The sequence below is a fragment of the Psychrobacillus glaciei genome (assembly GCF_008973485.1).
GTDB classification, from domain to species: Bacteria; Bacillota; Bacilli; order Bacillales_A; family Planococcaceae; genus Psychrobacillus; species Psychrobacillus glaciei.
On sequence record NZ_CP031223.1, the window covers coordinates 1,406,986 to 1,430,210 of the forward strand.

The following is a 23,225-nucleotide window of genomic DNA, read 5'->3' on the forward strand; positions in this document are numbered from 1 at the left end:
TAGTTCCTGGCACCTTAATTAAAATTTGGATGTATGTATTCCATAAATTTTTTTGCTATCCCTTGATGGACATTCTTATCCGAGACGATGCAACCGAATAAATTATCAGAAGAAAACTTAGTGTCAATCAAAGGGATGGGGATAATCCGTCCGGTTTCGATGTAGGGGTCATCGATTAGGACATAACTAGATAATAATCCAATGGCCAGACCTTCTGATACGGTTTTTTTAATCACTTCAGAATTAGAGGTTTGGAAAAGAACATTCATTAGATTGTGACTCTTTTCGAAGGAGTGAATATAGTCTTCCCAAAATTGACTGGAATAGATGACAATCGGATTATCTGCCAAATCATGCAAAGTTAAATCTTTTTGGAAAGCAAGAGGGGAGTTTTTAGAAACAATGACTTTAATATCAGCATTATAATCAAGCTTTTTAAAGATAAAATGGTCAGGCAGATTGTCTTCGATCGATTTTTTTACAGAGATAAATCCTAAGTCTATTGTATGTTGCTTAACCTTCTCAATAATTCTTTTGCTTTCCATTTCGATAACCATGATTTTTATGTGAGGGAAATCCTTTTTAAATAAAGAAAGAATCTTCGGTAAAAAAGTCATAAAACCTGGTATCGCAGCAATTTTTAACTCTCCTTTAAAAGCAGTAGTGAAGGCTTGTGCTTCTTCTTTAATCCTCTCGATATTATCAACTATTTTTAGGGCATTATTAATAATTCCTTTGCCTTCTTCTGTCGGTTTTGTGCCAAATCTTGATCTTTTGAATAATCGAATCCCTAATTCCTTTTCCAGTAACGAAATGGATTGGCTTATTGCTGATTGTGAGACATGAAGATTTTGTGCCGCTATGGAGATAGATTGTGTATGGATGATCTCTTTTATGTACTCCATCTGTTCTAAGTTCATAAATGCCTCCTACTTTTTTATATCACTTTTACTTATATTAATATTAAATATAGTAATTTTACATTAGTATTATTTATACGTAAACTTATAAAAGAAAATAATTTTAAAAGGATGTAAAAATTGGCACACATTAAAAAGGGAAGAGATTCATTTGCATTTACTATATTAGCTATCTTTTTGGGGAATTTCTTAGCACTTGTTAATTCGGGAACAGTAAACGTTGCACTCCCGTCGATTATGAGGGAACTTCATACAAATATTAATATGGTTCAATGGTTAGTGACAGGGTTTATGCTAGCAATTGGCACCATTTCTCCAGTTGCAAGCTATTTAGGAAATAAGTTTGGTTATAAAAAGATATATGTTACTGCTTTGATTGGCTTAACTGTCTTTTCTGCCCTTTGTGGCTTTTCTGGAAACATTAATTTATTAATACTATTTCGTATTTTACAAGGATTATGTGCAGGAATCATTCAAATTTCCACTATGACGATTATTATTCAGTCTGTTAATAAAGAAAAACAAGCGATGGCCATCAGCTTATGGAGTATATCCATTATGATTGCTCCTGCAATTGGTCCAACATTAGGTGGGGTAATCACCAGTTTTTATGGTTGGAAGGCAATGTTTTTTTCAAATGTACCAATTGGAGTCATTGCAATTCTATTTGCAATTTTGTTTTTACCTGCCCTTAAAGCATCAAAAACCGTATCACTTGATAAAATTGGCTTGCTTACAGTTGTAATTGGGAATGTATCTTTATTACTGTATTTTACCGAAGGGTCTACCTTAGGATGGCTTTCTATTCCTGCTCTAGTTTTGTTCTTGGTAGGTATTATAGGTATAGCTGCTTTTATTTGGAGAGAACTGACGGTAAAGGAACCGCTATTGAATTTAAGGGTTTTTAAATATTCTAGATATACTTTAGGAACAATTTTAAACTGTTTTATTTCCGTTGGTTTATATTCAACAGTCTTTCTACTTCCATTAGTGATGGAAGAAGCTCGGGGCTTTTCATCGTTAACTGTCGGTATTATTATGCTTCCTGGAGCATTAGTCATGATTGTTGTAACTATAATATCGGGGAAATTACAAGAAAAAATAGAGCCTTTTTGGTTTATCATCACAGGTGTATTTTTAGTGACGATTGCCACTTGGGGATTCAGTCAATTAAAGATGGACTCCTCTGTTAGCTATATTCTTTTTTTAATGATGATTCGTTATATAGGTTTAGGTTTGGCAAGTTCTATCGTTACAAGTCTTTCGATGAGTGTGATTCCAACTGAACATGCAGGTCATGCATCATCCATATCAAATTGGCTTAAACAAGCCATATCTGCCTTGTCTATTGCTATTTTTAGCTCAATTCTAGCAATCAGGACACAAACACATGCTTCCGAATTAAATGGAAAAATAGCAGGGAAAACATTAAAGGAAACGGCCTTTCTATTTGCGACGAACGATACGTTCCTTTTCGCAACTATCATCCTTGCATTTTCCGTTCCATTATCACTTTTTTTGAAAAAAAGAAAAACAAAAGGTGCCAAGAACCAACACGATTACGAATAGTGTTGGTTCCTGGCACCTTCATTTATAATCAGCTTAAACGACCAAAACCTGTGAAGTGATTTTCCCAATATGCTCCGTCTATATCGCTAATTTGTACGAAATAACCACTTGCAGCAATCATTTTGTTATCGCCAATATATATACCGATATGTGAAATCCCGGATTTATATGTATTGCTAAAGAATACTAAGTCTCCAATTTTTGGTTTAGATATTGGTGTTGATGCATTGTAGAATCCTGCTGCTGATAAACGAGAAGTTGAAATACCTGCTTTATTATAAACATAAGTAATAAAACCTGAGCAGTCAAAGCCATTTGGTGATGCTCCATCGAAAACATATTTTGCGCCTAGATATTGTTTTGCAACTGAAACAATATTATTACCAACTGATGAACTAGTTGAAGTTGAACTACTTGAGGTAGTTGCGCCGCTAATAATTAATTTTTGCCCAACAGAGATTGCTGTAGAAGACAAGTTATTTACTTCCATTATTGTTTTAGACGAAATGCCAAATTGACTACCAATTTTAGATAATGAATCTCCTGATTTTACTGTATATGTAGACGTATTACTTGAATTAGATGAATTCGTTGTTAAATTTGTTGTTGAAGTCGTAGAACTTTTAACTACTAGTTTCTGTCCAATATGTATGAGAGTTGAAGATAAATTATTCCATTCTATTAATGTTTTAGATGCAACACCATACTGACTACCAATTTTAGATAATGAATCTCCTGATTTCACTGTATATGTAGTTGTATTAGTTGAATCAGATGGATTCGATGTTGAATTTGTTATTGAAGTAGTAGAACCATTAACTACAAGTTTCTGTCCAATTTGTATTAGAGTTGAAGATAAATTATTCCATTCCATTATTGTTTTAGTTGAAACACCATATTGACTGCCAATTTTAGATAATGAATCTCCTGATTTTACTGTATATGTAGTCATAGAACTTGGAGGTGAAGTAGTGGTTGTTTGATTTTCACCAATAATTAATTGTTGTCCAGGAAAAATTAAAGTAGATGTTAATTTGTTTGTATTCATAATTGTTTTATATGAAATGTTATTTGCTTTTCCTATCTTATCTAATGAATCGCCTGATTTTACTGTATATGTAGCTGCTGAAGCTTGTCCAACAGATGTTAATAAGACAGTTGTTCCTACTGTTACCGCTGCTAGCTTTGAAGACCATTTATTCATAATATTATATTCTCCTTAATTCCTATTACATGCAGGTAATATAATATCATTGTGATATAACAAATAAGTATCAAAGGTATAACAAAGTTGTGTCAAAAATATAACAAATCAATTTATCTGAAAAATTCTAAGTTTATTAAATAATCTGATATCCATGTGGCAATAACTGACGAGTACAACCACGATTGCTAACCGAGTTCCAATGGGTTATACATTGACTCAGTAAGAATAAAAACCTCTAAATAGAGCAAATTAGACTCTAGGAGGTGAATATTCATGAGCAAAAATAACAATAAGACAACTAATGTTAGAGCGCATAATAGCTTCGAACTATATAAAAATCCAACAAATAGTCCCGATGAAGAATTTGCTGAAGAATTTAGTGCTATATCTAAAAATAAGGTGACGAACGAAATTAATAAAAGTAAACCAAAAAAAAGGGATTAAACGAACATAGGTAGTATCCATTTATAAAGAAGTGCCGAGTGGACTAAATTGGATCTTCCTCTGTTTGTAAAAGATTTGGACAGGATCTTATTTTTACTTATCCTTACCATTGGAACTTGTATTCACATAATCCAAGAGGGCTACGATAAAAACGCCACAAGATTACTGAAAAAATGTAGCTGGAAGTGACGGATTCACTTCCAGCTTTTTTTGTCTTGTATAAAAAAAGCCTTCTAATGTCGATCAATCACTTTGAACTGCCCGGTAAATGTTAGACACCAAACTAACATTTACCGGGCAGTTCATTTTTTCCTTTTGCATTGGCACGATGAATAAACATATAAAACCCCACACCAAAAAGAAAAGAAAAATCGTGAAAAATCTTCCCTCTACAAATAATAATAAAAATCGCTGATAAGATTGCCCGAATGTTCCCACTACTGATATGTTCACAGATAATAATGCAAGAATATTGACTAGAATAATGCCGACCAATGCAAATCCTCTTAAATAGTCCAATACATCGATTCGTTTGCTCAGTTAAATTGTTTGCAAAACTTCTTCTCTTTTCACTTGTTTGCTCCAGTATTTTATATAACATTCTACCGATAATGGAGTTCCCTGATGTGGATAAAATAGATTAAAGCATAATCAAGTAGTGGTTATTCACTACCTAATTATGCTTCAATTCTCGAAATAACCGCTTACCTTATTGGGTAAGCGGTTATTTTTAATCTATCTAACTTATAAGTGACTTAAATACTTGGTACCAATTAAACAACTCATCTGTTTTCAATGGCTTTGAGAAATAATATCCCTGAATAATCGGCTCTTTGCATATAGATGCTAAAAACTCTACTTGTTCCTTCGTTTCAACCCCTTCGAAAACAATCGATAAGTTTAACGAACTACCTAATGCAATAATCGCTTGAATAATCGAGGAATCCTTTGAAGATTCTGGGATCCCATCGACAAACGACTTATCTATCTTTAACGTAGAAATGGGCATTTGCTTTAAATATGAAAGTGACGATACGCCTGTCCCAAAATCATCTAACGCTACTGAGAAGCCTTCTTGACGGAAAGTACTTACCGCGCGCATTGCTTCTTCAATATTTTTAACAAAACTAGTTTCTGTAATTTCTAACTCTAATTGTTGAGGCACTAGATTATAGTTGTGGAGAGTACGTTTCAATACTTGCAGTAATCTTGGCGCTGTAACATATTGGCCTGGAATATTGATTGCGACTTGTCCAAAAGAAATATCCATACTATGCCAGACGGAAATTTGTTGACATACTTGCTCGATAATCCAATCCGTCAAATCAATCATTCGATCATTCTCCTCTAGTATCGGTATAAATACTGCAGGTGAAAGTAGTCCATATGTTGAATGATTCCATCTAATTAAAGTTTCAACACCAATCACTTCATTCGTATTCACACCAATTTTCGGTTGATACACAAGAAATAGCTCCCCCTCATTCATTGCATGTACAACACTTTCCGCAATTTCTCGTTCGAAAGTATATGTATGAATTGTAGGATTATAGTAAACTACTTCGTGATTAAATTGAATCGACGGGAAATTTAAAACAGCAAGTGCATTAGAATATATAGTTGCCGCTTCCTTTTCATTAGATGCTGTTGATACTGCACATAATGTCGGAATAAGAATTTCTTGTTTGTGAACTGTATGCGGTTGTTGGAGTGCTTCTGCTATTTGCAACAGCCCTTCTTGAAATAGTTTTTCTCCAACTTTATCTCTAGTTAACAATGCAAAGCGGTTACCTTCAATACGATAAAGATCAGTTGAAGGAGGGGTTAACGATTTAAGTATCGCTGCTAATCGTTGAATGATTTCATCACCAAATTGATAATCATATTCTCTATTTATATACTCCAAATTATGTATATGTATAATCGCTAGATTCTCAGGGAATGCAGCCCTCTTTAATTTTTGTTCAAATAATCGACGATTCGGGAGCTTTGTTAATACATCATAATAATTTGCTCGAAACTCAACATAACGATCTACTAAACTTGATATTAATAATGAGCCGAGTAACATCGCCATTCCAATTGTTACACTTATTGCTATTCCGTTCATGCTTTCCATATGGGTATGGACTGGATCCGGTATAAATCCTATCGGTACAAAAAATGTAATAGCCGCCATTCCTGTATAATGCATACTTGAAACTGCTAAGCCCATGACAACTGACGTGATAATTTGGATTAAGCGATTGGTCATATATTTTTGTAAAGTAGAAAAAATATAAATAGCTACTACCGAAACAACAACTGCAATCACAATTGATCCTGCAAATAAGGTTTTATCATATGCATAAACTATGTCCATTTTCATCGCATACATCCCAAGATAATGCATGGAAGAAATGCCTATCCCCATCGCAATACCAGCAAGCGTATACGACCAAAAAGTTCTCGATTTAAGGTCAGCCAAATAAAAAGCTAAAAATGACGCAAGCATCGCTGGAATTACCGAAACAACGGTTAATAATTTGTCATTTCTCATCTCTACCGGTAAAGAAAAAGCACTCATTCCAATAAAATGCATTGACCATATGCCAAATCCCATCGCAACTGCTGCAAGTATAAGCCAAAAATTTCGATGAAAAAAGCTATTTTGCTGCGCGCGTTCATTCATTGATAATGCAGTATAAGAAGCAATTGTAGCTACAAAAACAGATAACACTACAAGAGAAATGGAATATTCTCCATCTAATACGATGAAATTATTTTGAGATGGACTAGTGAACAAATCTCTATCTCCTCTCTTTTAGTAAATTTGTTTAAAATTATACCATCTATGGAATTATTTTGTAATATAAACTTCACAAAATAAGTGAATTACTAAAGGATTCACCTTTATCAATTCACTTATTTATCGGTATATTATTCATTTTATTTAGTATGCAGTCCATCAGGTATCTTCTGCCTGATCAATTAGCAATTGTTCTCGTTCTGCTTTTAATTTTAGACCGAAGCCCTAACTTAGAAAATATGTAATTTGTTGAGAATCCAGCAAAAATAGAATTTTAAAAAGGCGATTCTTAATATATATATATTAGGATCACCATTTTAAAATGGGGAATTACAAATGAAAACCTCATTTAGATTCTTTAAGGTGAATCGTATCTTAAGTAAGTGCGGTTTTTAAAACAAGCCGTTCTGTTTAAAAGCTGAACGGCTTATTTATATTTAGGATTTTTTATCTATTGAGATTATTTGAAAGAACCTTCAAATAAAATTTCTTCCAATGGGCGACGAACTGATGGTGTTTCGCGTTGTTGTAATTCGGGAGAAAGCATTTCTTTTTCACCTTTGTAACCGATTGCGATTGCTAATTGTACATCGAAGTTTTCAGGAATATTTAATGCTTCCTTCGCCACATCTTTGTAGATACCGCCCATTGGGTGAGTGATTAAGCCTTCTTTAGCTGCTTGTAACGACAGGAATCCCCAAGCTGCGCCAGCATCAAATTCATTTGATCCTTTAGTATTATCAGAAACTAGTACTACTAATACAGGTGCATTTTTAGCCCATACTAAGTTTCCTTCCATTAAGATTGGATGGAATTTTTCAAGGTCAGCTTCTGTTCTAGCAACGATGAAGCGCCAAGGTTGGTTATTACCTGAAGAAGGAGCCCAACGAGCTGCTTCAAAAAGTCGATTTAATACGTCGTCAGCTACTGGTTTGTCTGCATAAGCCCGTGGAGACCAACGATTTAAAAATAAGTCTTCAATTTCGTGTTCAGCTGTACGGAAATCTTTTGCTTGGAATGTCATAATAAAATCCTCCTAGTTGTATCGAATTACCTTGTTTATTTTAAATTATTTAAACAAGTTTGCAAGTAACTCGACTTACGAAAAGTAACCGTGAATTTAATCGTAAGATAGGTTAGTGGATTTACTCAAATTCTAAGTGAAAATAAATAACTTTCGTATTAATTGAAACTAAGTACTTTTCTTGTAAGCATTTATACTAATGCACCAGCTATTATATTTTACAATATTAATATTACATAAACTGCATTCAAATATGATAGAGCCGTTAATAATGGTGCCAAGAATCAACACAATTCCGAAGTGTTTGGGTTCTTGGCACTGTAATTTAAGAGAAAAACTCCCAAAAATATCTATTAAGTCGTTTGATAAAGATAAATGATATATATCAAGGCTGTAAGTTATTGCTAATATTAGTAATGGATACAAATAGGATGAAAATACGTAGATACATTGAACAATTATTATCCTTAATAACAAATTATTGTTCTAATGAGTTTAATGCAATATTGGAGTATTTGATTGGAGCAGAAGTGAGTCCAAATTCAAATGTATTTGAAAATATATATGGGAAATTTAGAAAAGTGGATTTCTTGAAATTGTTGACAGTACCTAAGCAGTAAAGTATTAATGAGCTTATTAACATTAAATAGCCGGATTACCATCACAATATTTAGGATTTAAAAAAATAGCAAAGTGTACTAAACAAGACAATAGGGATCTAATTAAATATCTTTCTAAATACACTGTATAGAATAAACAAGGATGTTATCAAGCTATTAATTATATTTTAAGTGAAATTGAACATGAAGATTCATTTGAATTTAAAGCAGAAATTATTATTTGGCTTGATAATGCTACTGGTAGCTCACCGAAAAAAGCTTGATCAGACAAATTAGCGTCAATAGAGAATAAAATTGAAAAATTCAATTTGTAAAATCTTACAAATTGAATAATATCCAATAAGCATTTAGAGAGAGAACTAAGTACTGGCTAGATAGATGATGTTTCCAAAAGGTTTCAAAAATTTGCAAAATGGTATCTAGATGGTATTCGTTAAAGGTTAAAAATAAATCCAAAAACCACTCCAGTTATAAAGGAGTGGATTGAGTTGATATTTATATATAAATGTAAATTATTTGCTCATAAGAATGACCAAATATTAAAAATGATAGATTCCTTTACTTGTGTTTTTGCCTACTTTAATATTCTCCTTTAATCACAAGAAACGAGCCACGAATTGTTCCAGCTAGTTTAGACTTCTGCCTAGCAAACTTAAACTTGGTTTCTAATTCCTTTGGTATCTCCATTCCCTCAGAAAGCTTAAAACCAACTGCCCGCTTTGGCTTAGGGTCATCAACTGTATACATGACGTTGATCGCAAGCCCATCCTCATAGAAAACGTAGGCAAATTTAATATTTTCTACTTGGAAACGAGACGTTTCTAAAGGTTTGACCGCAAACTCAATATCACGTTCTACTTTCAAAATTCGGTTCACATAATCAAGGGTCTCCTGACTTTCGCTAGCTGGTACAACCGTAAATTCATGCTTGTATTTGTTCATAAAGTAACGGGCTTCATTAGCACGTAAACCAGCAAGCGCTTCTGCTACAGGGGAAGACTCTAAACCTACTGTAGACACATTTTTAAAATCAACGATTTTGGACAATTCCATCCCTCCTTTTATCTCTTTATTTCCTAACAACAGGAATCCACATTTCACCAAATACTAAGCCGTCTCGCTGTCCCATCTCAACCGTAGTATTTGGTCCACCAACATAGGCAAAGTCCTTTGCTTCTGGCAAAACTTGACCAAAGGCAATGCCAGCAAGCTTATTACTCAACTCATCAGCCGTATTTCCTTCCCCTTTAACAACGATGTATTCACCTTTAGGAAATTGGATTACTCTTGTAGCTTCTGGTACCGATGCATCTGTCATGACACCAGCATAATGCATCATCTTGTTATTCACCGCTTCGTTCACGGCAAAGACGTAGTCATTTGTGGCTACAGTTTTTAAAGTGTCAAGCGTTCCATCTTGGCTGACGGTTTGCCAAAAGTCTGCCTTTTCCTTGTTTATGCCAGCAAAGTCTGTGTAATCGCTCTTAAGCTCAGTTCCAATTCCTAAAACGGTGAAGCTGTCTTTTTCTTCTAGGGTATAATCTGCCATATTCAAAACCTTCCTTTTTTAAAAATTATTCAAATGATTTGTCTTTTCACTTGATAAGTTTATAATAGCCTTAAAACGTGTCAAAAAATGATACTGTTTAGGAGATCACAATGAAAAAAGTTGAACGGATTAATATCATCATGCGGTATATCAACAACCGAGCCCATTTTACAATTTCTGAAATCATGCGAGAATTTAACATCTCTCGCTCGACAGCAATTAGAGATATCAGAGAAATTGAAGCCTTGGGAATGCCACTTGTTGCTGAAGTCGGAAGGGATGGGGGATATTTTGTCATGAACAACTCTGTCCTACCAACCGTTCGCTTTACCGATAATGAGATTAAAGCTCTTTTTATTGCCTTTATGGCCACAAGAAATAAACAACTCCCATATCTAAAGAGTCGTCAGTCTTTAGCTGAAAAATTACTAGGCCTCATCTCAGAAAACCAGCAAGATGACCTTGTTCTTTTAAATCAAATCTTGCTTTTTGAAGGGACCAACCCCAATAATCCCGACCTACTTGATCTGTCTGATTTACCCCATCCTATGTTAGAAAGACTCATCCAAATCCTTCTTTTGGATAGCAATTTATTGATTAGTATCAAAGAAGAGAAGGTAATAAAGTCTTATCCAATTTATCTCTTGCACCTTTATCATGAAAAAGGCAATTGGCTGATTGAAGGCTTTGACTTAAAGGATGAAGAGAGGAAGAGTTTTCCTGTCGACAATCTCACCAATGTCAAACCATACCCTTCGAAAAAAAGATTAAGTAAGAAAAAGATTTTAGAAAAACTAAGTACGGGGGAAAAAGAAATTAACCTTGTCCTTGAACTTGGTCCAAAGGCGATTGCCCAGTTCAAAAAATACTCTCCTTTAAAAGTTTCAATTTCCTATACGAATCCTTATCAAACCACAGCCATTCTAAAGACTTTTATCAATGTTAATAATTCAGAAGAATTGACCGAAATAACAAATTGGCTACTTTTCCTTGGTGGGGATATCAAGGTCAGGGAAGTGCCAGAAGAAATCTTAGAATGTTTACAAGAGAGATTATGCTTATACTGCCCATAATCAGTTCCAGTTAAAACCCAAATAATATTGAGTTTGTCCAGTTGTCAGTTCGCACCCTAAATTGATGTAATGGGCGTTTAGTTGTAGAAGGAGGCTTAATATCCCAGTGTCACGAACAATTTAGATGCAATTCAGAATAGTGTTTGGTTGTGGGTGGCTATTAGTGTTGTAAACCAGTAAGATATTGATAAAATATATTTCTAGGTAAAAATAACTATATTTGCATCGTTTTGAAAAACGTTTCGATTTCGAGAGTTGGTGTGAAACCATGCATTTGTCACACATAGAGAAAGACAATTTAAACGAATTTATACTGAATACTTCAGAATCCTGGTATCTTTCATTTATAAGGTAATAAATTTCTTATATAATTTACCATTGAATACTGATTATCTTCTTTTATGATACTGCTCACCGTAATGTATCTAAAAGGGGGCCACTAAACGAAAAGCCCATCACCGATTAAGGTAATGGGCAAGTTAAACCGTGATATGTTTATCTTACTTATTTAATTATTGAACGGTATAGCCACCATCAACAATTAAACTATTTCCAGTCATGAATGACGAATCATCACTTGCTATGAATAGTACGGCTTTTGCCATTTCTTCTGCTTGGCCAGGACGTTTCATCGGTGTCATCGAACCTAGTACTTATTTACTTTCTTTTGGAATAATTGGTATATCGATGAAACCTAGGCATAATGAATTAACACGGATATTTTGTTCTGCATATTCAAGTGCATGTGATCGTGTTAAGTTAATCACGCCGCCTATTGTTGCGTTATAAGCCGTACATCAATACGGCATTCACGATTGTACCGCCACCTTTTTTAACATTTCCTGGATTGCTTTCCGTGCTATTAAGAATACAACATCTAAATCGACATTTACTGTGTTCCGCCACTCAGCGTAGTCTAAATCGTGTGAAGAATGAACACGCACGATACCTGCATTATTGAAGACAATATCCACTTCACCAAAATTCTCAACCGCTTGTTTATGCATATCTGGAATTTGAGCAGGTGTCCAGTATCTAGATTGCGGGTGAATGAGAAAACCAGTGAATAGACCTGCTTGAGGAAGGAGGACTTTAAATTTTTAGAGAAGGCGAGGTTTGAGTTATGAAATCTAAATTGAAGTACATTGCTCCATATGCATTAATAACCTTAATAGTCTTTTTTTCATGGCTGCTAACTCATCAAGATAATAAGTCCGACGAAACAAGTGTCAACGATAAAATTACCCATATCAGAAGCTTTCATTTAAGTTCTGATTCGACCAAATTAAAAACAGTTGCTAGTGGAACTGTTTTTGTCAAAGATAATGAAAGGCTGATTAAGGATGTTCAAATAATTGCACGAATTGAGATTGATCCTGCTGATTGGGGCGGAGTTGCTTTTTATATCCCTGATAAATGGCATGTCTCTAGTATCTTAAATAGCTATCCTGAGAACAAAGTCCAATCTAAACCCACAAATAATGTATCAACGTGGACCACGGAGAGTAAAAATTCAAAATGGAATACGATGATAGAAATTGGACGAAATCGTAGTTATAAATATACAGGAGGCGGCACAGGAACGGTTGTCATTAATATACAACCTGATAATAAGGCAATATCAAAAACAGATATATTCACAATAGGAGTTGAGGTCGGCTCCAAGGAAGAAGACGGTGGTATTAAGGTAATGGGGACGGATTCTGTAGAAGTACCTGTATCAATGAGTAGAGATGAGTAGTCGAGACTAATGACCAATTGGGAATTAGAAACCTTTAAACGATTGCAGACATACACAGCATTATTAATATCAACAATTAGAATTGAAGATATTGAAAATTATAGTGCAGAAGAGTTTGTAATTTTTTTCAACGATAAAAAAACAACTGCAATTCAAAATGAAAAGATTAATATTTTCTCAACCGATATTGAAAGAGAAATCAAGAAGTATTCAGAACAGATCAAACTTTGCATGGAAATATTCAAAGTCAGTATATAATATTACTAGCTAAACATTCGGTGAAACTTGTCATGAAATTAGGAAGGTCATTAACTGATATACCTAAGCTTTTCACCTTTGCTTGACCACTATTTGTGATACGCCGAACCGTACCATTAGTAAGTGCGGTTTTGTTAGATTTCTTCTACCTTGTATAGTTATGTTTTATTGCGTTTAAAGATATTTTGTGAAAGTTAAGCTGTAATTACAAAAAAAGGGGAAGAGAGAATTTACCGAAGTTAAATCCTCTACCTCTTTATCTATTTTTAATGGATAGAGAGGGGGAATGATTTCATTAATCATTCCCAATTTGGTAGGATTTTTTTATCTTTATAAATACCTTCAATTTTTTCACCTTCTACAAATGATGGTACATCTAACTCAAGTAAATCATAGATAGTAGGAGCTATATCTAAATTAGAGGAGGAGTTAATCTGTTTACCTTTGTGAAAGTCTGCCCCAGTAACCATAAAAACAGGTCTAAGCATGCTTCTGTCTCCGGATCCTCCATGTGTTCCCAATTCAATTGGTGGAGTTATATTTTTTTCAATGTCGCTGCCCATAACGTAACCAGGAGCCCCAATCAACACAATATCTCCTGAATTTTGATGTCCCATAAGGGTTGTATTTTTATTTGTATTTTTCATTACTTTTTCATAAGGATGTATTTTTTGTTTCAAAAGATGTTTCCAAGTATCTTTGACATGCTTTTGAATAGTATTGAACGAGAGGTTGTCTCGTTCAATGGCAGACATGACTTCTTTCATATCATGTTGAATGAGCACTCCCTTTTTATCCGTGACTTCCACCTCTTTAAAAGCTTGAACAATCTGGTTACGTACACTCTCATATTCATCGCGAGGGACAATCCCACCTTTTTCTCGGTTCTGCAGGTTAATATATACATGTGCTGCTGATCCGCTTGGAATGGCGTACGCTTTTGACTCTGTAAAGTTAATTTTATTTTTTTGATCTACAGTTAATAACCCAGCATCTTTTAATACTTTGTTAGGTGAAAGAGTAGAATAGGCAGGCTCCATTCCATGATCGGAGACTATAAACAAATAGTCATTCTCTTTTAGGGAATTCATTGTTTCGCCAACTACCTCGTCAGCTAACTGGTACGACCATTCAATATAGCTCATATATTTTTTTGACTTTTCGTGTGAATATCCTGGCTGCCTAGGATCTAGTAATAAGTACTTATGTTCTTCATGATCAATCTGTGGTGTATAAAACATTAGCAAATCAGGATTGTATTTCTGTTTTATATAGAGAGAAACTTTTGTGACCCACATGACATATCGTGTGCTTATCTCCTCATATTCCTTTCTCGTAATCCATTCCTTTTCAAGGGCTTTATCATCATCTTGTGCCGGATAAAAACCAAACTCCTTCTCAATCTCATTGGAAAATCCTTTAGGTCCACTAATTAAGCTAGAAGTTACTGCTGTCCGGTACAACTGAACAGGAAGGGTAAGATCTGGGCTATTTGTTTTGATTTTGAACCAAAAACCAGCAGATTGCTGATCATTTATATAGAGTGGAAGAGATCCCCATTGATTTCCTTTTACAATAGAGTCATCAGGATCTACCTTTTTATCTTCGGATAATACAAAGGTGTCGTAGTTTTGCTTTTGATCATCAGTTGAGTCAATCGCCAAAATATGAATGAGACGATCCCTTTCAGTTTTCATTTTGATGGAGAATTCTGTTTCCTTTAAAGGACTGAAGCTTTTGGGAGAATGAACCCATTCAGCAGATTTTATATAGGTTAATGACTCCAAATCGCTTGTAGACCATATTTTTCCAGGATAAATAGAGTAATCGCCTTGTTTTCTCTCTTTGGGATTAGCACCTGGAAAAGCAATGGTGGCTGTTATTTTCCCCTGCTTTCTAGCTTCTACCCACAATGGGGATACTTCAATTTCTTCCCGGAAACCGTTTTTTTCATTGTCTAAAACTGTATTTGGTTCGTGCCAATGATTACTTACAATTCCTGTCTGGATAGGTGTAGCCCCTGTGGCAATTGCTGCGTGTGAAGGTGCTGTTAGAGAAGGCGTAATAGTGGAAGGATTTTTTGCTGTAACCCCGTTGTCTTGCATCTGTTTGATATGAGGCAATTTATTATCTTTAATATATTTTTTAGTATATTCATTTTTCATTCCGTCAAAAGAGATAAGTATGACCTTTCTATCAGTTTCTTGATTTTCCTTAGCTTCTACTTCATTAATTATGGTAAAAAGACACAAATTAAGAACGATTATGCCTGCAAATAAAATTTTTTTCATTTTTTTCTCCATTCTAACCCCTATCTCTCTTCAAAAGTAAAATTGGTTTGTCCAAAAAGGGCAAATCGGAACAAAATTCAAAATGAAGAATGCTGTTATATCAATATTTTTGAATATGAAAAGGGGCATCAAAAATTCGAAATATTGATTTTTCGAAAAGCCCTTCTAGATACCCTAATATACGCAACGATTCCTGAATGAATGTTGGTATGTTATCGGGCTAGTTACTGGTGACCAGCTGGTACTGGCATACGACCACTTCTTTGTCATAGAAATTACCGCTGGTATTTTTTTAATCAACATGAATAGATTTAAATCCGGTCACATGATGTTCTTCAAGTGTTTTTACAGTGATCAGTAGCGGAAGGGAGCACGAAGAATATCTAGAGAAAATCTCACTGGGATGAATGGTGTATCAAAGTCTTCCGGGGAAACATCATTAATACTTTTATCAATAATTACTTTACTGTTTCCCTATTTCCCGGCTTCTCCTTCACTCCTTTCCTGAGTCCGATCAATTCCCTTATCTATAAATCAATTACCCCCTTTTCCCGAGGACGAAACTTTTCAGTGGTTACGAACCATTTCTTGTTTTACCCTGCTGGCATTCAGGCATATAAAAACCTCATTTAGATGCGTTACGCCGAACCGTATCATAAGTAAGTGTGGTTTTAGAGAATAATCTCAAATGACATTTAGGAAAACTAATAAAATCCAAGAAATATTGATATAACAATATTTCTTGGATTTCTTTTTTTAGTCGATAAGAAAGTACATCATGTTGCACTAGTTTGCGCAACATGTGTCTTCTTAAGTGTTGAAATGGAATTCACAGAGTCAACTAGTGATCTTAATGTTGTCTAGAAATGGCGCTGCAATAAAAGTCTAGGAGATTATTCAATTAACCCTTCAGTACGCCTAAGAGATTTCACGAGATTTAGCCATATACTTAATAAAATCAAAGTAATAATCAAGGTAATGACTGAGGGTAGCCAAATTTCTAGTAAACTCTTTGCATAATGTTTAGTTTGGAAAGCTCGTTCTACGTGATTTAAATAACGATCTTGGTATTCAAATTGAATGATATAATTCCCTTTTTCCATCACCATTGTTCCGATATCATAATCACTAGGAGTAATTGTATTCGTAATAATTTCCCCATTTTCATAAACGATGTCGGCATCTTTGTATGGAAGTGGATATAAAATAGTTGGTTCTTTAGAAATATCCTTATCGATTGAAACTGAATTTCTCTCGAATACTGCTAAATATTTTATTTGTCTAGCATAGTTTAAGGAGACATCTTCTAATGATTCAAGACCATTTTGATTTAAGCTTTGGAAAGCTGCAGACATGATTTCTAGTTGTTCTTGTTCGATAGAGGATTGATGCATTTGCTCTTTATTAAATTGTGTAGTATTTGACGTAGCAAGTGTGCTTAAAATTAAGATCATAATAAGACTAAATATAACTAACCATTTTAATGCTTTTTCTGTTATTTTTTGTATCTTTAACAAAGCCGAGACTTTTTGAAATGGTTGAATGACTTGTTGACGTTCAATTACTTCTATTTCATCTTCAATATTTAATTCTAGCACCATTCGATTATAAAAAGACTTGCATTCTGTACAATGTTCGAGGTGGGTACTTACAAAGTTTTCGCTAGATTTACTACATAATTTATCAATATAGGAAGGTAATAAATCTTTCACAATTTCACATTCATTGTTCATATCAAATAGCTCTCCTTTAATTTCAATTTTGCACGATAAAAGTTAACACGTGCCCAATTTTCATTTTTACCGAGGACATCGCCAATTTCTTGAAAGCTTAATCCCCCTAGTAGTCGTAAAAGTAAAATCTCTTTGTAAGGTTCTTTTAAGTCATGGATTTGTCGATATAACTCGACTTTATTTTCTTGAGTAATTAAGAGTTGCTCAGAAGAATGAACGAGTGGATCTTCCTGCATTTTCGGTTGCTTTTTCTGCTTATCGACATATTGATAATATGTATGTTTTGCTATTTGACATAGCCAGACGGACATTTTGCTAGAGCCGTTATAACGGTGAATCGATTGAATAGCTTTATAAAAAGTTTCCTGCGTTAATTCTTCGGCTAAGTCACTATTGCGACAAAGAGTCATCAAATATTTAAAAACACGTTCGCTGTATTTTTGATAAATCTCATCTAATTGCCCCACCATTAAACCTCCTTTCGCATATATATCCAAAAATATTGAATTTCGTTACAGTGAATTAAAAATTTTATATTAAATTAAAATATCTACAAGGATTTATATTTTTTATTTTCTTCTTGATCTATTTATCGCTAATTATTCAAAAATAGAGAATGATAGAAATATTATAGATATCGCTATAGCATAAGTATAGCTTTCTATGAGTATTACTTAAATGAAGAAGATATTTAGTCGTATATTCAAGACACTTTTGGTATGTCAACACTAGATCAAAGAACTTTTTTAAGGGCTAAGTTTATATAAGCGACTGGACTTAGATAACCCAATTTACTGTGCGACCGAATATTATTGTACCAATTGACATAATCGAAAAGTTCAAAAGACAGCTGTTCAAGGGTAGGGTAGTTCGATCCGTTGATGAGTTCTGTTTTTAAAATCTTAAAAGTCGCTTCTGCCACCGCATTATCATAAGGATTTCCTTTTTGACTTAGAGATTGCTTAAACTTAAATGTACTTAATAATTCATCGATACCAACATATTTAAATTCAGATCCACAATCTGTATGGAACATTATCACGTTTTGCAGAGGAGATCTAACAGACTTAAAGGCACACTGAACTAGAGCTGTGTCCTTTTGTTCTCCGCCACTATAACCGACGATTTCTCTGTTATATAAATCGATTAAAAAACAAATATAATTCCAGTTTCCTCCTACTCTCACATACAGAAGAACCTGGTACCATTCACTCTCAATTAGCTCCTTACTATAATTTCTTTGTTCATCTAATTCTGAAGCTACCAAATCTCACCACATTCAATCACTAGTTTCATATGAATTATAGATAGTTTACTTACATTAGAAAGAATTGAGATGAAAGGTAATTTCTATAACAATAGCGAATATTTATATTAGATAAGTTAATAGACAGGAGGAATAGTCAGTGGATATTGTGAAGATTGAGACAAAATATTTCACTTTACATAGACTTGCAGAAGGGGTGTATGCAGCAATAGCAAAACCTGGCAAAGGGGCATGGAGTAATGCAGGAGTTGTCGACTTGGGAGATGAGCTACTAGTGTTTGATTCATTTAGTACGCCATCAGCCGCAAGAGAGTTAAAGAAACAAGCAGAAATGATAAGTGGGAAAAAGGTGAAATATCTTATAAATAGCCATTATCACGGAGACCATGTGTTTGGAAATCAAGTATTTGAAGATGCTACGATAATTTCTACTTCTTTAACAAATAAGTGGTTTAGAGAGCAAAATACGATTCATGATGTGCAGAAGGAAATAGAGGAAACGAAGCAATATCTACATAATTTAAGAAATCAAATAGAAAAAGCTGAAGATAATATAACAAAAGTCAGTTTATTAAAACAATATGAAGAAATGTCCAAAGTGTTAGAGGAGCTACCTCATTTGAAAACAGTATTACCTTCTGTTATTTTTGAAAAACATTTGGTTATACATGGCTCGAAACGAACTGTAGAGCTCCACTGTTTAGGTGGAGGGCACTCACCAAGCGATACCTTTTTATATTTACCCGATGACAAGATAGCATTCATGGGGGATATCATTACAGAAGACCTTCATTTGCCAATTTATAACCCAAAAGAATTTTTGACTATTCTAGAAAACGTAAAACAAATGGATATGAAAACAGTTGTCCCGGGACATGGGGAAGTAGGGACATTAGCGTTTGGTGAGATATTAATAAATTATTTATCATTTTTAATTAAAAAGGTAATGGATGCGCAACAAAATAATATATCAATGAATGATTTCATCTCAGAGTTTATGATGCCTAGTGAATATGCAAACTGGAAAGGTGTAAATGGAATCACTCGTAACCTTACAACTGTATATAACTTCTATGCAGGAAAGCATGAATAGGAGGGAGCTTTTTGCAAAGTTACAAGACGATAATGGATGGAAACACAGTGAATTATTACGAATATGGCGATAAAAACAATCATACCATTGTATGTTTTCACGGACTTACAGGTAATGGTTACTATAGTTTTACCGAAATAGCAGTCCTTTTGGAAAATGATTTTAATCTCACAATATTTGACAGTCCGGGTCACGGGGAAACGTCCTCGTTTAATAACGAAAGTGATTATCTATTCTCCAAATTAGCCATGTGGTATCAACGAATGATTCAGCATGTTGTGTCCAGACCATTCTATGTGATGGGACATTCATAGGGCGCTGATTTGGAGCTCCATTATACACGACATTATCCGGCAACCGTATTAGGTATTATTTTATTGGACGGGGGCTTTACCTTTCCAGAAAACCAGAAAGAAATGACATTTGACTATGCATTTAAAGGGTGGAATGATTATATGGATCAATCTGTGTTTAATGATTGGACGAGCATTGTTCAGGAATACAAAACATATACGAATAGATGGGATCTTAACAAAGAACGCTATGTATCTTCCATTTTCAAAAAGAAGGACGATAGATTTGACCTTGTGGTTTCCAAATTCACCGTGTTGTCCATTATTAGAGCTTTCTTTGTGGAACCATTTTCAGTAACCTATCCTTTCATTAAGGTACCGGTACTTCTTATTCATCCTTCTAAACCTGAGAATTTGGATGAAGCAAGAGTAATCGGTATATCACAATTAAAAAACAAGATGGACGATGTTACTGTGATAGTAATGGAGGGTGCAGGGCATATGCTGCAGTGGGATGAACCAGAACGAACAGCAAATGAAATTAAGAAATGGATAGAAATTAAATAAAGAAAATGAGTTGTAAATAATAATTGTTCGCAAAACTTCAATTAAAATTTCAAGATAATCTATTATAATGAAAAGTTTAGTGATTTTATTCATTTTTAGAATGCGTTACGGAGAACCGTACCACAAGTAAGTGAGGTTCTTATATTGGATAGAGAAGAGATGAGGCTGTTACTAATGGCATAATGAATTGACTTTTAGGAACAGTCTCGTTTTGAATACTGAGGACTCAGGCCTTGTTATTATATTTGAGTCAATGTCATAATTACCTATTTCAGTTATTGTTCTTGAATATAACGTTCTATTCTCGTTGATTGGAGTGAATATTTACCTTGATCGGATTTTAAAGCTAATTGTCCTATTAAATATTGATTCGATTGAGAAATTTTTAACTTTTAAATTAGGTTTTTCTAGTGCAATGGACTAAATGGGCAATTTCTCAGGATTCATGGTCATATACATTTCGTTAATTTTGACATTACAAATATAAAAACTGAGGATACTATGGACCGTGCCATTCATGTAAATCACGACTGCTGGCTGACCATTGACATTTTTAACTTCAAAATAAAAATCCTCAGGGACTTTTTTAATTATTCCGTACAATAAGGCCAAAACGTTGGATAGGGATACGATAGGACGAATAGCAGCCTTGACTATTCCTCCACCATCAGAGTATAGAATGACATTTTCAGAAATAAGTTCTAATAAGGTATCCCTATTTTGCGTTTGAAATGCTTGGATAAAGCGATTAATAATTGACTCATTTATCTCATAGTTTAAGCTTTCACCCTCAACGCGTGATATCTTCTGCTTAGCCCGGCTGAAAATTTTTCTACAGTTTTCTTCTTTCTTTTCAATGATGTTAGCAATCTCCAAATATGAGAAATCAAATACCTCTCTTAAAAGGAGGACTGCTCGTTCATCTGGCACCAAATGTTCCATCATCCGTAAATAGGCAATACTCAATCCTTCTTTTTGTAGAACAACTTCAGATGGATCTAAATCACTTGATTTCTCTAGCAATAATGGCTCAGGATTCCATGGCCCCACGTAATGTTCTCGTCTGTATCGTGCTGATCTTAATACATCAAGACAGCGGTTAGTCATCATTTTGCAGAGATACGCTTTATTATTATCTATCTTCTGTTCATTAATTTGGTACGCTTTTAAAAAGGTTTCTTGCACAATATCTTCTGCTTCCACGATTGAACCTAACATACGATAACCTAGTGAAAACAACAATGGTTTAAATTGTTGATAATCCTCATTACTAATTTGCACGTTATCAACTCTTTTCCTTTTTAATGATTTCTTCCGCTGCTTGTTTACCGCTACTGACTGCTCCTACTGACAAAATAGAATCGAGTGAAGCCCAATCTCCTGCTATATATAATCCTGGAATTTCGGTTTTAAAACGGCTTAACTTTTGTTCATCTCCTATTTGAGGTAAGCGTTGGTTAACTGTAATTTGAGGGATAAAACGGCTTGTAATTACATGTTTTTGCCACCCTGGCTGTAGCTTCTCTAAGAATAGTTCAAGCTCGTTTCTAACCTTTTTTCCTTCTATGGGTTCATCTGGGTAGTGATATTTAAACACATGCAGAATTGAACTTTTTGCATCATAGGAAAGTCGTGCATAATTCGAATGTACGGAAAAATAAAAGGGATCAGTGATGCCCATGGCGAACAATCGCTTTGGATTAGGAAGTTGCGTTAAAGCAACGTCTAAAGTTGCTCCTCTTACAGTTGTTATTTGTGAAAAAAATTCCCTCTGGGGAAGATTAATCTTTTCACCTAACATTTTAATAAGCTCGTGAGGACCAGTAGTACAAATTACATACTTCCCATGAATTTCCTCGTCATTGGCCAAAACTAAATTAAAATAATCATGTTCGACCGATTCAATTTGTTTTACAACTGTACGTGATTTAACCTGTACACCAGAGATAACTGCTTTTTTGTGGAGTTGGTCTATGATTGTCTGCCAACCCCCATCTAGATAAAGTACGCCGCCCATAGCAATTTTCATATTCGATACCATTAACTTTGCGCTTGCCTTTTCAGGAGCATGGCAATACGTCGCAAGTCTTCCTAGTAAATAGAGTAATGATTGAACTTTTTCTGAACCTGCTGTTTGCTGTACCCATTGTTCGAAAGTCTGCTGTGCTAACTTTTCGGTATTAATGGAAATCACTTTCATCAAAACTCTAGCCCATTCAATACGTTCTTTCCAATTTAAAAGACTTGTTGTGAAAAGTCCTAAAGGAGTAAAAGGCGCTGCGTATTCCATATTTTTTTCAACTAAAATGCCACCTAATTTAGGGGGTTTCCCTTTAAGTTGTACATCTAATTCTTCGAGAATCGACTTGGCTTTTCCTTTTTTATAAAGAGCGTGTGGACCTAAATTGAAATACTGTTCACGTATCCGATCGGTTCTAGATCTTCCACCAACTATTTTCCCTTTTTCTAGTATTAATATAGACAAATCGGTTTTAGCTAAAAAATTAGCAGCCACGAAACCAGCTATCCCACCACCGACAATAATAACGTCCCATTTTTGAGTCATAATATAACCTCCCAAAGTTTATTCATAACTAAAGACGAGGATAGTAGAATATATGTGACAAGTTCATGGAAATTAGTTTATAACGGAGCTCAAATCACTTTTCATCAATGGTAATTCATATTCTTTTATAATGGATGGCTTTAAAGTGCTGGATAGTTTTGTTAGAAAATTATTTATAGGCAAAGGAATAGTAAAGTATCTTAATTTAAGGTGCCTCGTTAT

21 protein-coding genes and 3 pseudogenes are annotated in these 23,225 nt (G+C 34.4%); 9 read left to right on the plus strand and 15 right to left on the minus strand.

Annotated features, from left to right (window positions below; all coding sequences use genetic code 11):
* Positions 1-14: 14 nt before the first annotated feature.
* Complete coding sequence (locus PB01_RS06230; RefSeq protein WP_151699401.1) at positions 15-920, minus strand: LysR family transcriptional regulator; 906 nt, start codon at positions 918-920, stop codon at positions 15-17.
* A 120-nt stretch (positions 921-1,040) separates the two neighbouring features.
* Between PB01_RS06230 and PB01_RS06235 the strand changes: the two genes are divergently transcribed.
* Complete coding sequence (locus PB01_RS06235) at positions 1,041-2,489, plus strand: MDR family MFS transporter (RefSeq protein WP_151699402.1); 1,449 nt, start codon at positions 1,041-1,043, stop codon at positions 2,487-2,489.
* Positions 2,490-2,517: 28 nt separating this feature from the next.
* On the opposite strand, the gene PB01_RS06240 is transcribed toward PB01_RS06235, so the two are convergent.
* Positions 2,518-3,693, minus strand: coding sequence for a C40 family peptidase (locus PB01_RS06240; protein ID WP_151699403.1), 1,176 nt, complete (start codon positions 3,691-3,693; stop codon positions 2,518-2,520).
* Between the two features lie 276 nt (positions 3,694-3,969).
* Here PB01_RS06240 and PB01_RS20895 point away from each other — a divergent pair, with 276 nt between their 5' ends.
* Complete coding sequence (locus tag PB01_RS20895) at positions 3,970-4,140, plus strand: hypothetical protein (protein ID WP_192797492.1); 171 nt, start codon at positions 3,970-3,972, stop codon at positions 4,138-4,140.
* A 304-nt stretch (positions 4,141-4,444) separates the two neighbouring features.
* On the opposite strand, the pseudogene PB01_RS06245 reads toward PB01_RS20895, so the two are convergent.
* The 3 genes and pseudogenes from PB01_RS06245 to PB01_RS06255 all read right to left on the minus strand — a co-directional run.
* Positions 4,445-4,741, minus strand: a pseudogene (locus PB01_RS06245) (hypothetical protein); the annotation flags it as partial.
* A gap of 138 nt (positions 4,742-4,879) precedes the next feature.
* Complete coding sequence (locus PB01_RS06250) at positions 4,880-6,925, minus strand: bifunctional diguanylate cyclase/phosphodiesterase (protein WP_151699404.1); 2,046 nt, start codon at positions 6,923-6,925, stop codon at positions 4,880-4,882.
* Between the two features lie 463 nt (positions 6,926-7,388).
* Positions 7,389-7,952 (minus strand): nitroreductase family protein, encoded by a 564-nt coding sequence (locus PB01_RS06255; RefSeq protein ID WP_151699405.1) that lies wholly within the window; start codon positions 7,950-7,952, stop codon positions 7,389-7,391.
* Between the two features lie 431 nt (positions 7,953-8,383).
* Between PB01_RS06255 and PB01_RS06260 the strand changes: the two genes are divergently transcribed.
* Positions 8,384-8,572 (plus strand): hypothetical protein, encoded by a 189-nt coding sequence (locus PB01_RS06260; protein WP_151699406.1) that lies wholly within the window; start codon positions 8,384-8,386, stop codon positions 8,570-8,572.
* Positions 8,573-9,151: 579 nt separating this feature from the next.
* On the opposite strand, the gene PB01_RS06265 is transcribed toward PB01_RS06260, so the two are convergent.
* On the minus strand, positions 9,152-9,619 hold the full coding sequence (locus PB01_RS06265; protein ID WP_151699407.1) for a DUF8821 family protein: 468 nt from the start codon (positions 9,617-9,619) through the stop codon (positions 9,152-9,154).
* A 22-nt stretch (positions 9,620-9,641) separates the two neighbouring features.
* Positions 9,642-10,121 carry a GyrI-like domain-containing protein gene (locus tag PB01_RS06270; protein WP_151699408.1) on the minus strand — a complete coding sequence of 160 codons (480 nt, stop codon included), beginning with the start codon at positions 10,119-10,121 and terminating at the stop codon, positions 9,642-9,644.
* 110 nt (positions 10,122-10,231) lie between these two features.
* Here PB01_RS06270 and PB01_RS06275 point away from each other — a divergent pair, with 110 nt between their 5' ends.
* Complete coding sequence (locus PB01_RS06275) at positions 10,232-11,194, plus strand: helix-turn-helix transcriptional regulator (protein ID WP_151699409.1); 963 nt, start codon at positions 10,232-10,234, stop codon at positions 11,192-11,194.
* A gap of 512 nt (positions 11,195-11,706) precedes the next feature.
* Here the strand turns inward: PB01_RS06275 and PB01_RS21605 are convergent.
* Positions 11,707-12,246: pseudogene (locus PB01_RS21605) on the minus strand (SDR family NAD(P)-dependent oxidoreductase).
* Positions 12,247-12,317: 71 nt separating this feature from the next.
* Between PB01_RS21605 and PB01_RS06285 the strand changes: the two are divergent.
* Positions 12,318-12,935 carry a hypothetical protein gene (locus PB01_RS06285; protein ID WP_151699410.1) on the plus strand — a complete coding sequence of 206 codons (618 nt, stop codon included), beginning with the start codon at positions 12,318-12,320 and terminating at the stop codon, positions 12,933-12,935.
* Positions 12,936-12,944: 9 nt separating this feature from the next.
* Complete coding sequence (locus PB01_RS06290; protein ID WP_151699411.1) at positions 12,945-13,193, plus strand: hypothetical protein; 249 nt, start codon at positions 12,945-12,947, stop codon at positions 13,191-13,193.
* Between the two features lie 299 nt (positions 13,194-13,492).
* Here PB01_RS06290 and PB01_RS06295 read toward each other — a convergent pair whose 3' ends face one another.
* The 5 genes and pseudogenes from PB01_RS06295 to PB01_RS06315 form a co-directional block, all read right to left on the minus strand.
* On the minus strand, positions 13,493-15,484 hold the full coding sequence (locus PB01_RS06295; RefSeq protein ID WP_192797493.1) for an alkaline phosphatase family protein: 1,992 nt from the start codon (positions 15,482-15,484) through the stop codon (positions 13,493-13,495).
* Between the two features lie 220 nt (positions 15,485-15,704).
* Positions 15,705-15,958: pseudogene (locus PB01_RS06300) on the minus strand (protease); the annotation flags it as partial.
* A gap of 419 nt (positions 15,959-16,377) precedes the next feature.
* Positions 16,378-17,217, minus strand: a complete 840-nt coding sequence (locus PB01_RS06305; RefSeq protein ID WP_151699413.1) for a zf-HC2 domain-containing protein — start codon at positions 17,215-17,217, stop codon at positions 16,378-16,380.
* On the minus strand, positions 17,214-17,687 hold the full coding sequence (locus tag PB01_RS06310) for an RNA polymerase sigma factor (RefSeq protein WP_225986184.1): 474 nt from the start codon (positions 17,685-17,687) through the stop codon (positions 17,214-17,216). Before PB01_RS06310 ends, PB01_RS06305 begins: the two co-directional genes overlap by 4 nt.
* Before the next feature lie 263 nt (positions 17,688-17,950).
* Positions 17,951-18,484: an IS3 family transposase gene (locus PB01_RS06315; protein WP_151699415.1), complete on the minus strand. Its 534-nt coding sequence runs from the start codon at positions 18,482-18,484 to the stop codon at positions 17,951-17,953.
* Between the two features lie 139 nt (positions 18,485-18,623).
* On the opposite strand from PB01_RS06315, the gene PB01_RS06320 reads away from it, so the two are divergent.
* From PB01_RS06320 to PB01_RS21250, 3 genes are read left to right on the plus strand one after another with little or no spacing between them, the layout of a single operon-like run.
* The gene (locus tag PB01_RS06320) at positions 18,624-19,577 is read left to right on the plus strand and encodes an MBL fold metallo-hydrolase (RefSeq protein WP_151699416.1); all 954 of its coding nucleotides are present in this window, start codon (positions 18,624-18,626) and stop codon (positions 19,575-19,577) included.
* Between the two features lie 11 nt (positions 19,578-19,588).
* Positions 19,589-19,891 carry an alpha/beta fold hydrolase gene (locus tag PB01_RS21245; protein WP_225986185.1) on the plus strand — a complete coding sequence of 101 codons (303 nt, stop codon included), beginning with the start codon at positions 19,589-19,591 and terminating at the stop codon, positions 19,889-19,891.
* Positions 19,892-19,900: 9 nt separating this feature from the next.
* On the plus strand, positions 19,901-20,437 hold the full coding sequence (locus PB01_RS21250) for an alpha/beta hydrolase (RefSeq protein ID WP_225986186.1): 537 nt from the start codon (positions 19,901-19,903) through the stop codon (positions 20,435-20,437).
* A 420-nt stretch (positions 20,438-20,857) separates the two neighbouring features.
* Here PB01_RS21250 and PB01_RS06330 read toward each other — a convergent pair whose 3' ends face one another.
* Complete coding sequence (locus tag PB01_RS06330) at positions 20,858-21,718, minus strand: RNA polymerase sigma-70 factor (RefSeq protein WP_151699417.1); 861 nt, start codon at positions 21,716-21,718, stop codon at positions 20,858-20,860.
* A 4-nt stretch (positions 21,719-21,722) separates the two neighbouring features.
* Entirely contained in the window at positions 21,723-23,003 is a 1,281-nt protein-coding gene (locus PB01_RS06335; RefSeq protein ID WP_151699418.1) for a phytoene desaturase family protein, read from the minus strand.
* Positions 23,004-23,225: the final 222 nt, after the last annotated feature.

What these genes read in the sequence shown, in the direction of transcription:
- PB01_RS06230 (WP_151699401.1), bottom strand. Translation starts at nt 920, where the DNA reads ATGAACTTAGAACAGATGGAGTACATAAAAGAGATCATCCATACACAA.
- PB01_RS06255 (WP_151699405.1), bottom strand. Translation starts at nt 7,952, where the DNA reads ATGACATTCCAAGCAAAAGATTTCCGTACAGCTGAACACGAAATTGAA.
- PB01_RS06335 (WP_151699418.1), bottom strand. Translation starts at nt 23,003, where the DNA reads ATGACTCAAAAATGGGACGTTATTATTGTCGGTGGTGGGATAGCTGGT.
- PB01_RS06285 (WP_151699410.1), top strand. Translation starts at nt 12,318, where the DNA reads ATGAAATCTAAATTGAAGTACATTGCTCCATATGCATTAATAACCTTA.
- PB01_RS20895 (WP_192797492.1), top strand. Translation starts at nt 3,970, where the DNA reads ATGAGCAAAAATAACAATAAGACAACTAATGTTAGAGCGCATAATAGC.
- PB01_RS06305 (WP_151699413.1), bottom strand. Translation starts at nt 17,217, where the DNA reads ATGAACAATGAATGTGAAATTGTGAAAGATTTATTACCTTCCTATATT.
- PB01_RS06310 (WP_225986184.1), bottom strand. Translation starts at nt 17,687, where the DNA reads ATGGTGGGGCAATTAGATGAGATTTATCAAAAATACAGCGAACGTGTT.
- PB01_RS06295 (WP_192797493.1), bottom strand. Translation starts at nt 15,484, where the DNA reads ATGAAAAAAATTTTATTTGCAGGCATAATCGTTCTTAATTTGTGTCTT.
- PB01_RS06270 (WP_151699408.1), bottom strand. Translation starts at nt 10,121, where the DNA reads ATGGCAGATTATACCCTAGAAGAAAAAGACAGCTTCACCGTTTTAGGA.
- PB01_RS06240 (WP_151699403.1), bottom strand. Translation starts at nt 3,693, where the DNA reads ATGAATAAATGGTCTTCAAAGCTAGCAGCGGTAACAGTAGGAACAACT.
- PB01_RS06290 (WP_151699411.1), top strand. Translation starts at nt 12,945, where the DNA reads ATGACCAATTGGGAATTAGAAACCTTTAAACGATTGCAGACATACACA.
- PB01_RS06275 (WP_151699409.1), top strand. Translation starts at nt 10,232, where the DNA reads ATGAAAAAAGTTGAACGGATTAATATCATCATGCGGTATATCAACAAC.
- PB01_RS06260 (WP_151699406.1), top strand. Translation starts at nt 8,384, where the DNA reads ATGAAAATACGTAGATACATTGAACAATTATTATCCTTAATAACAAAT.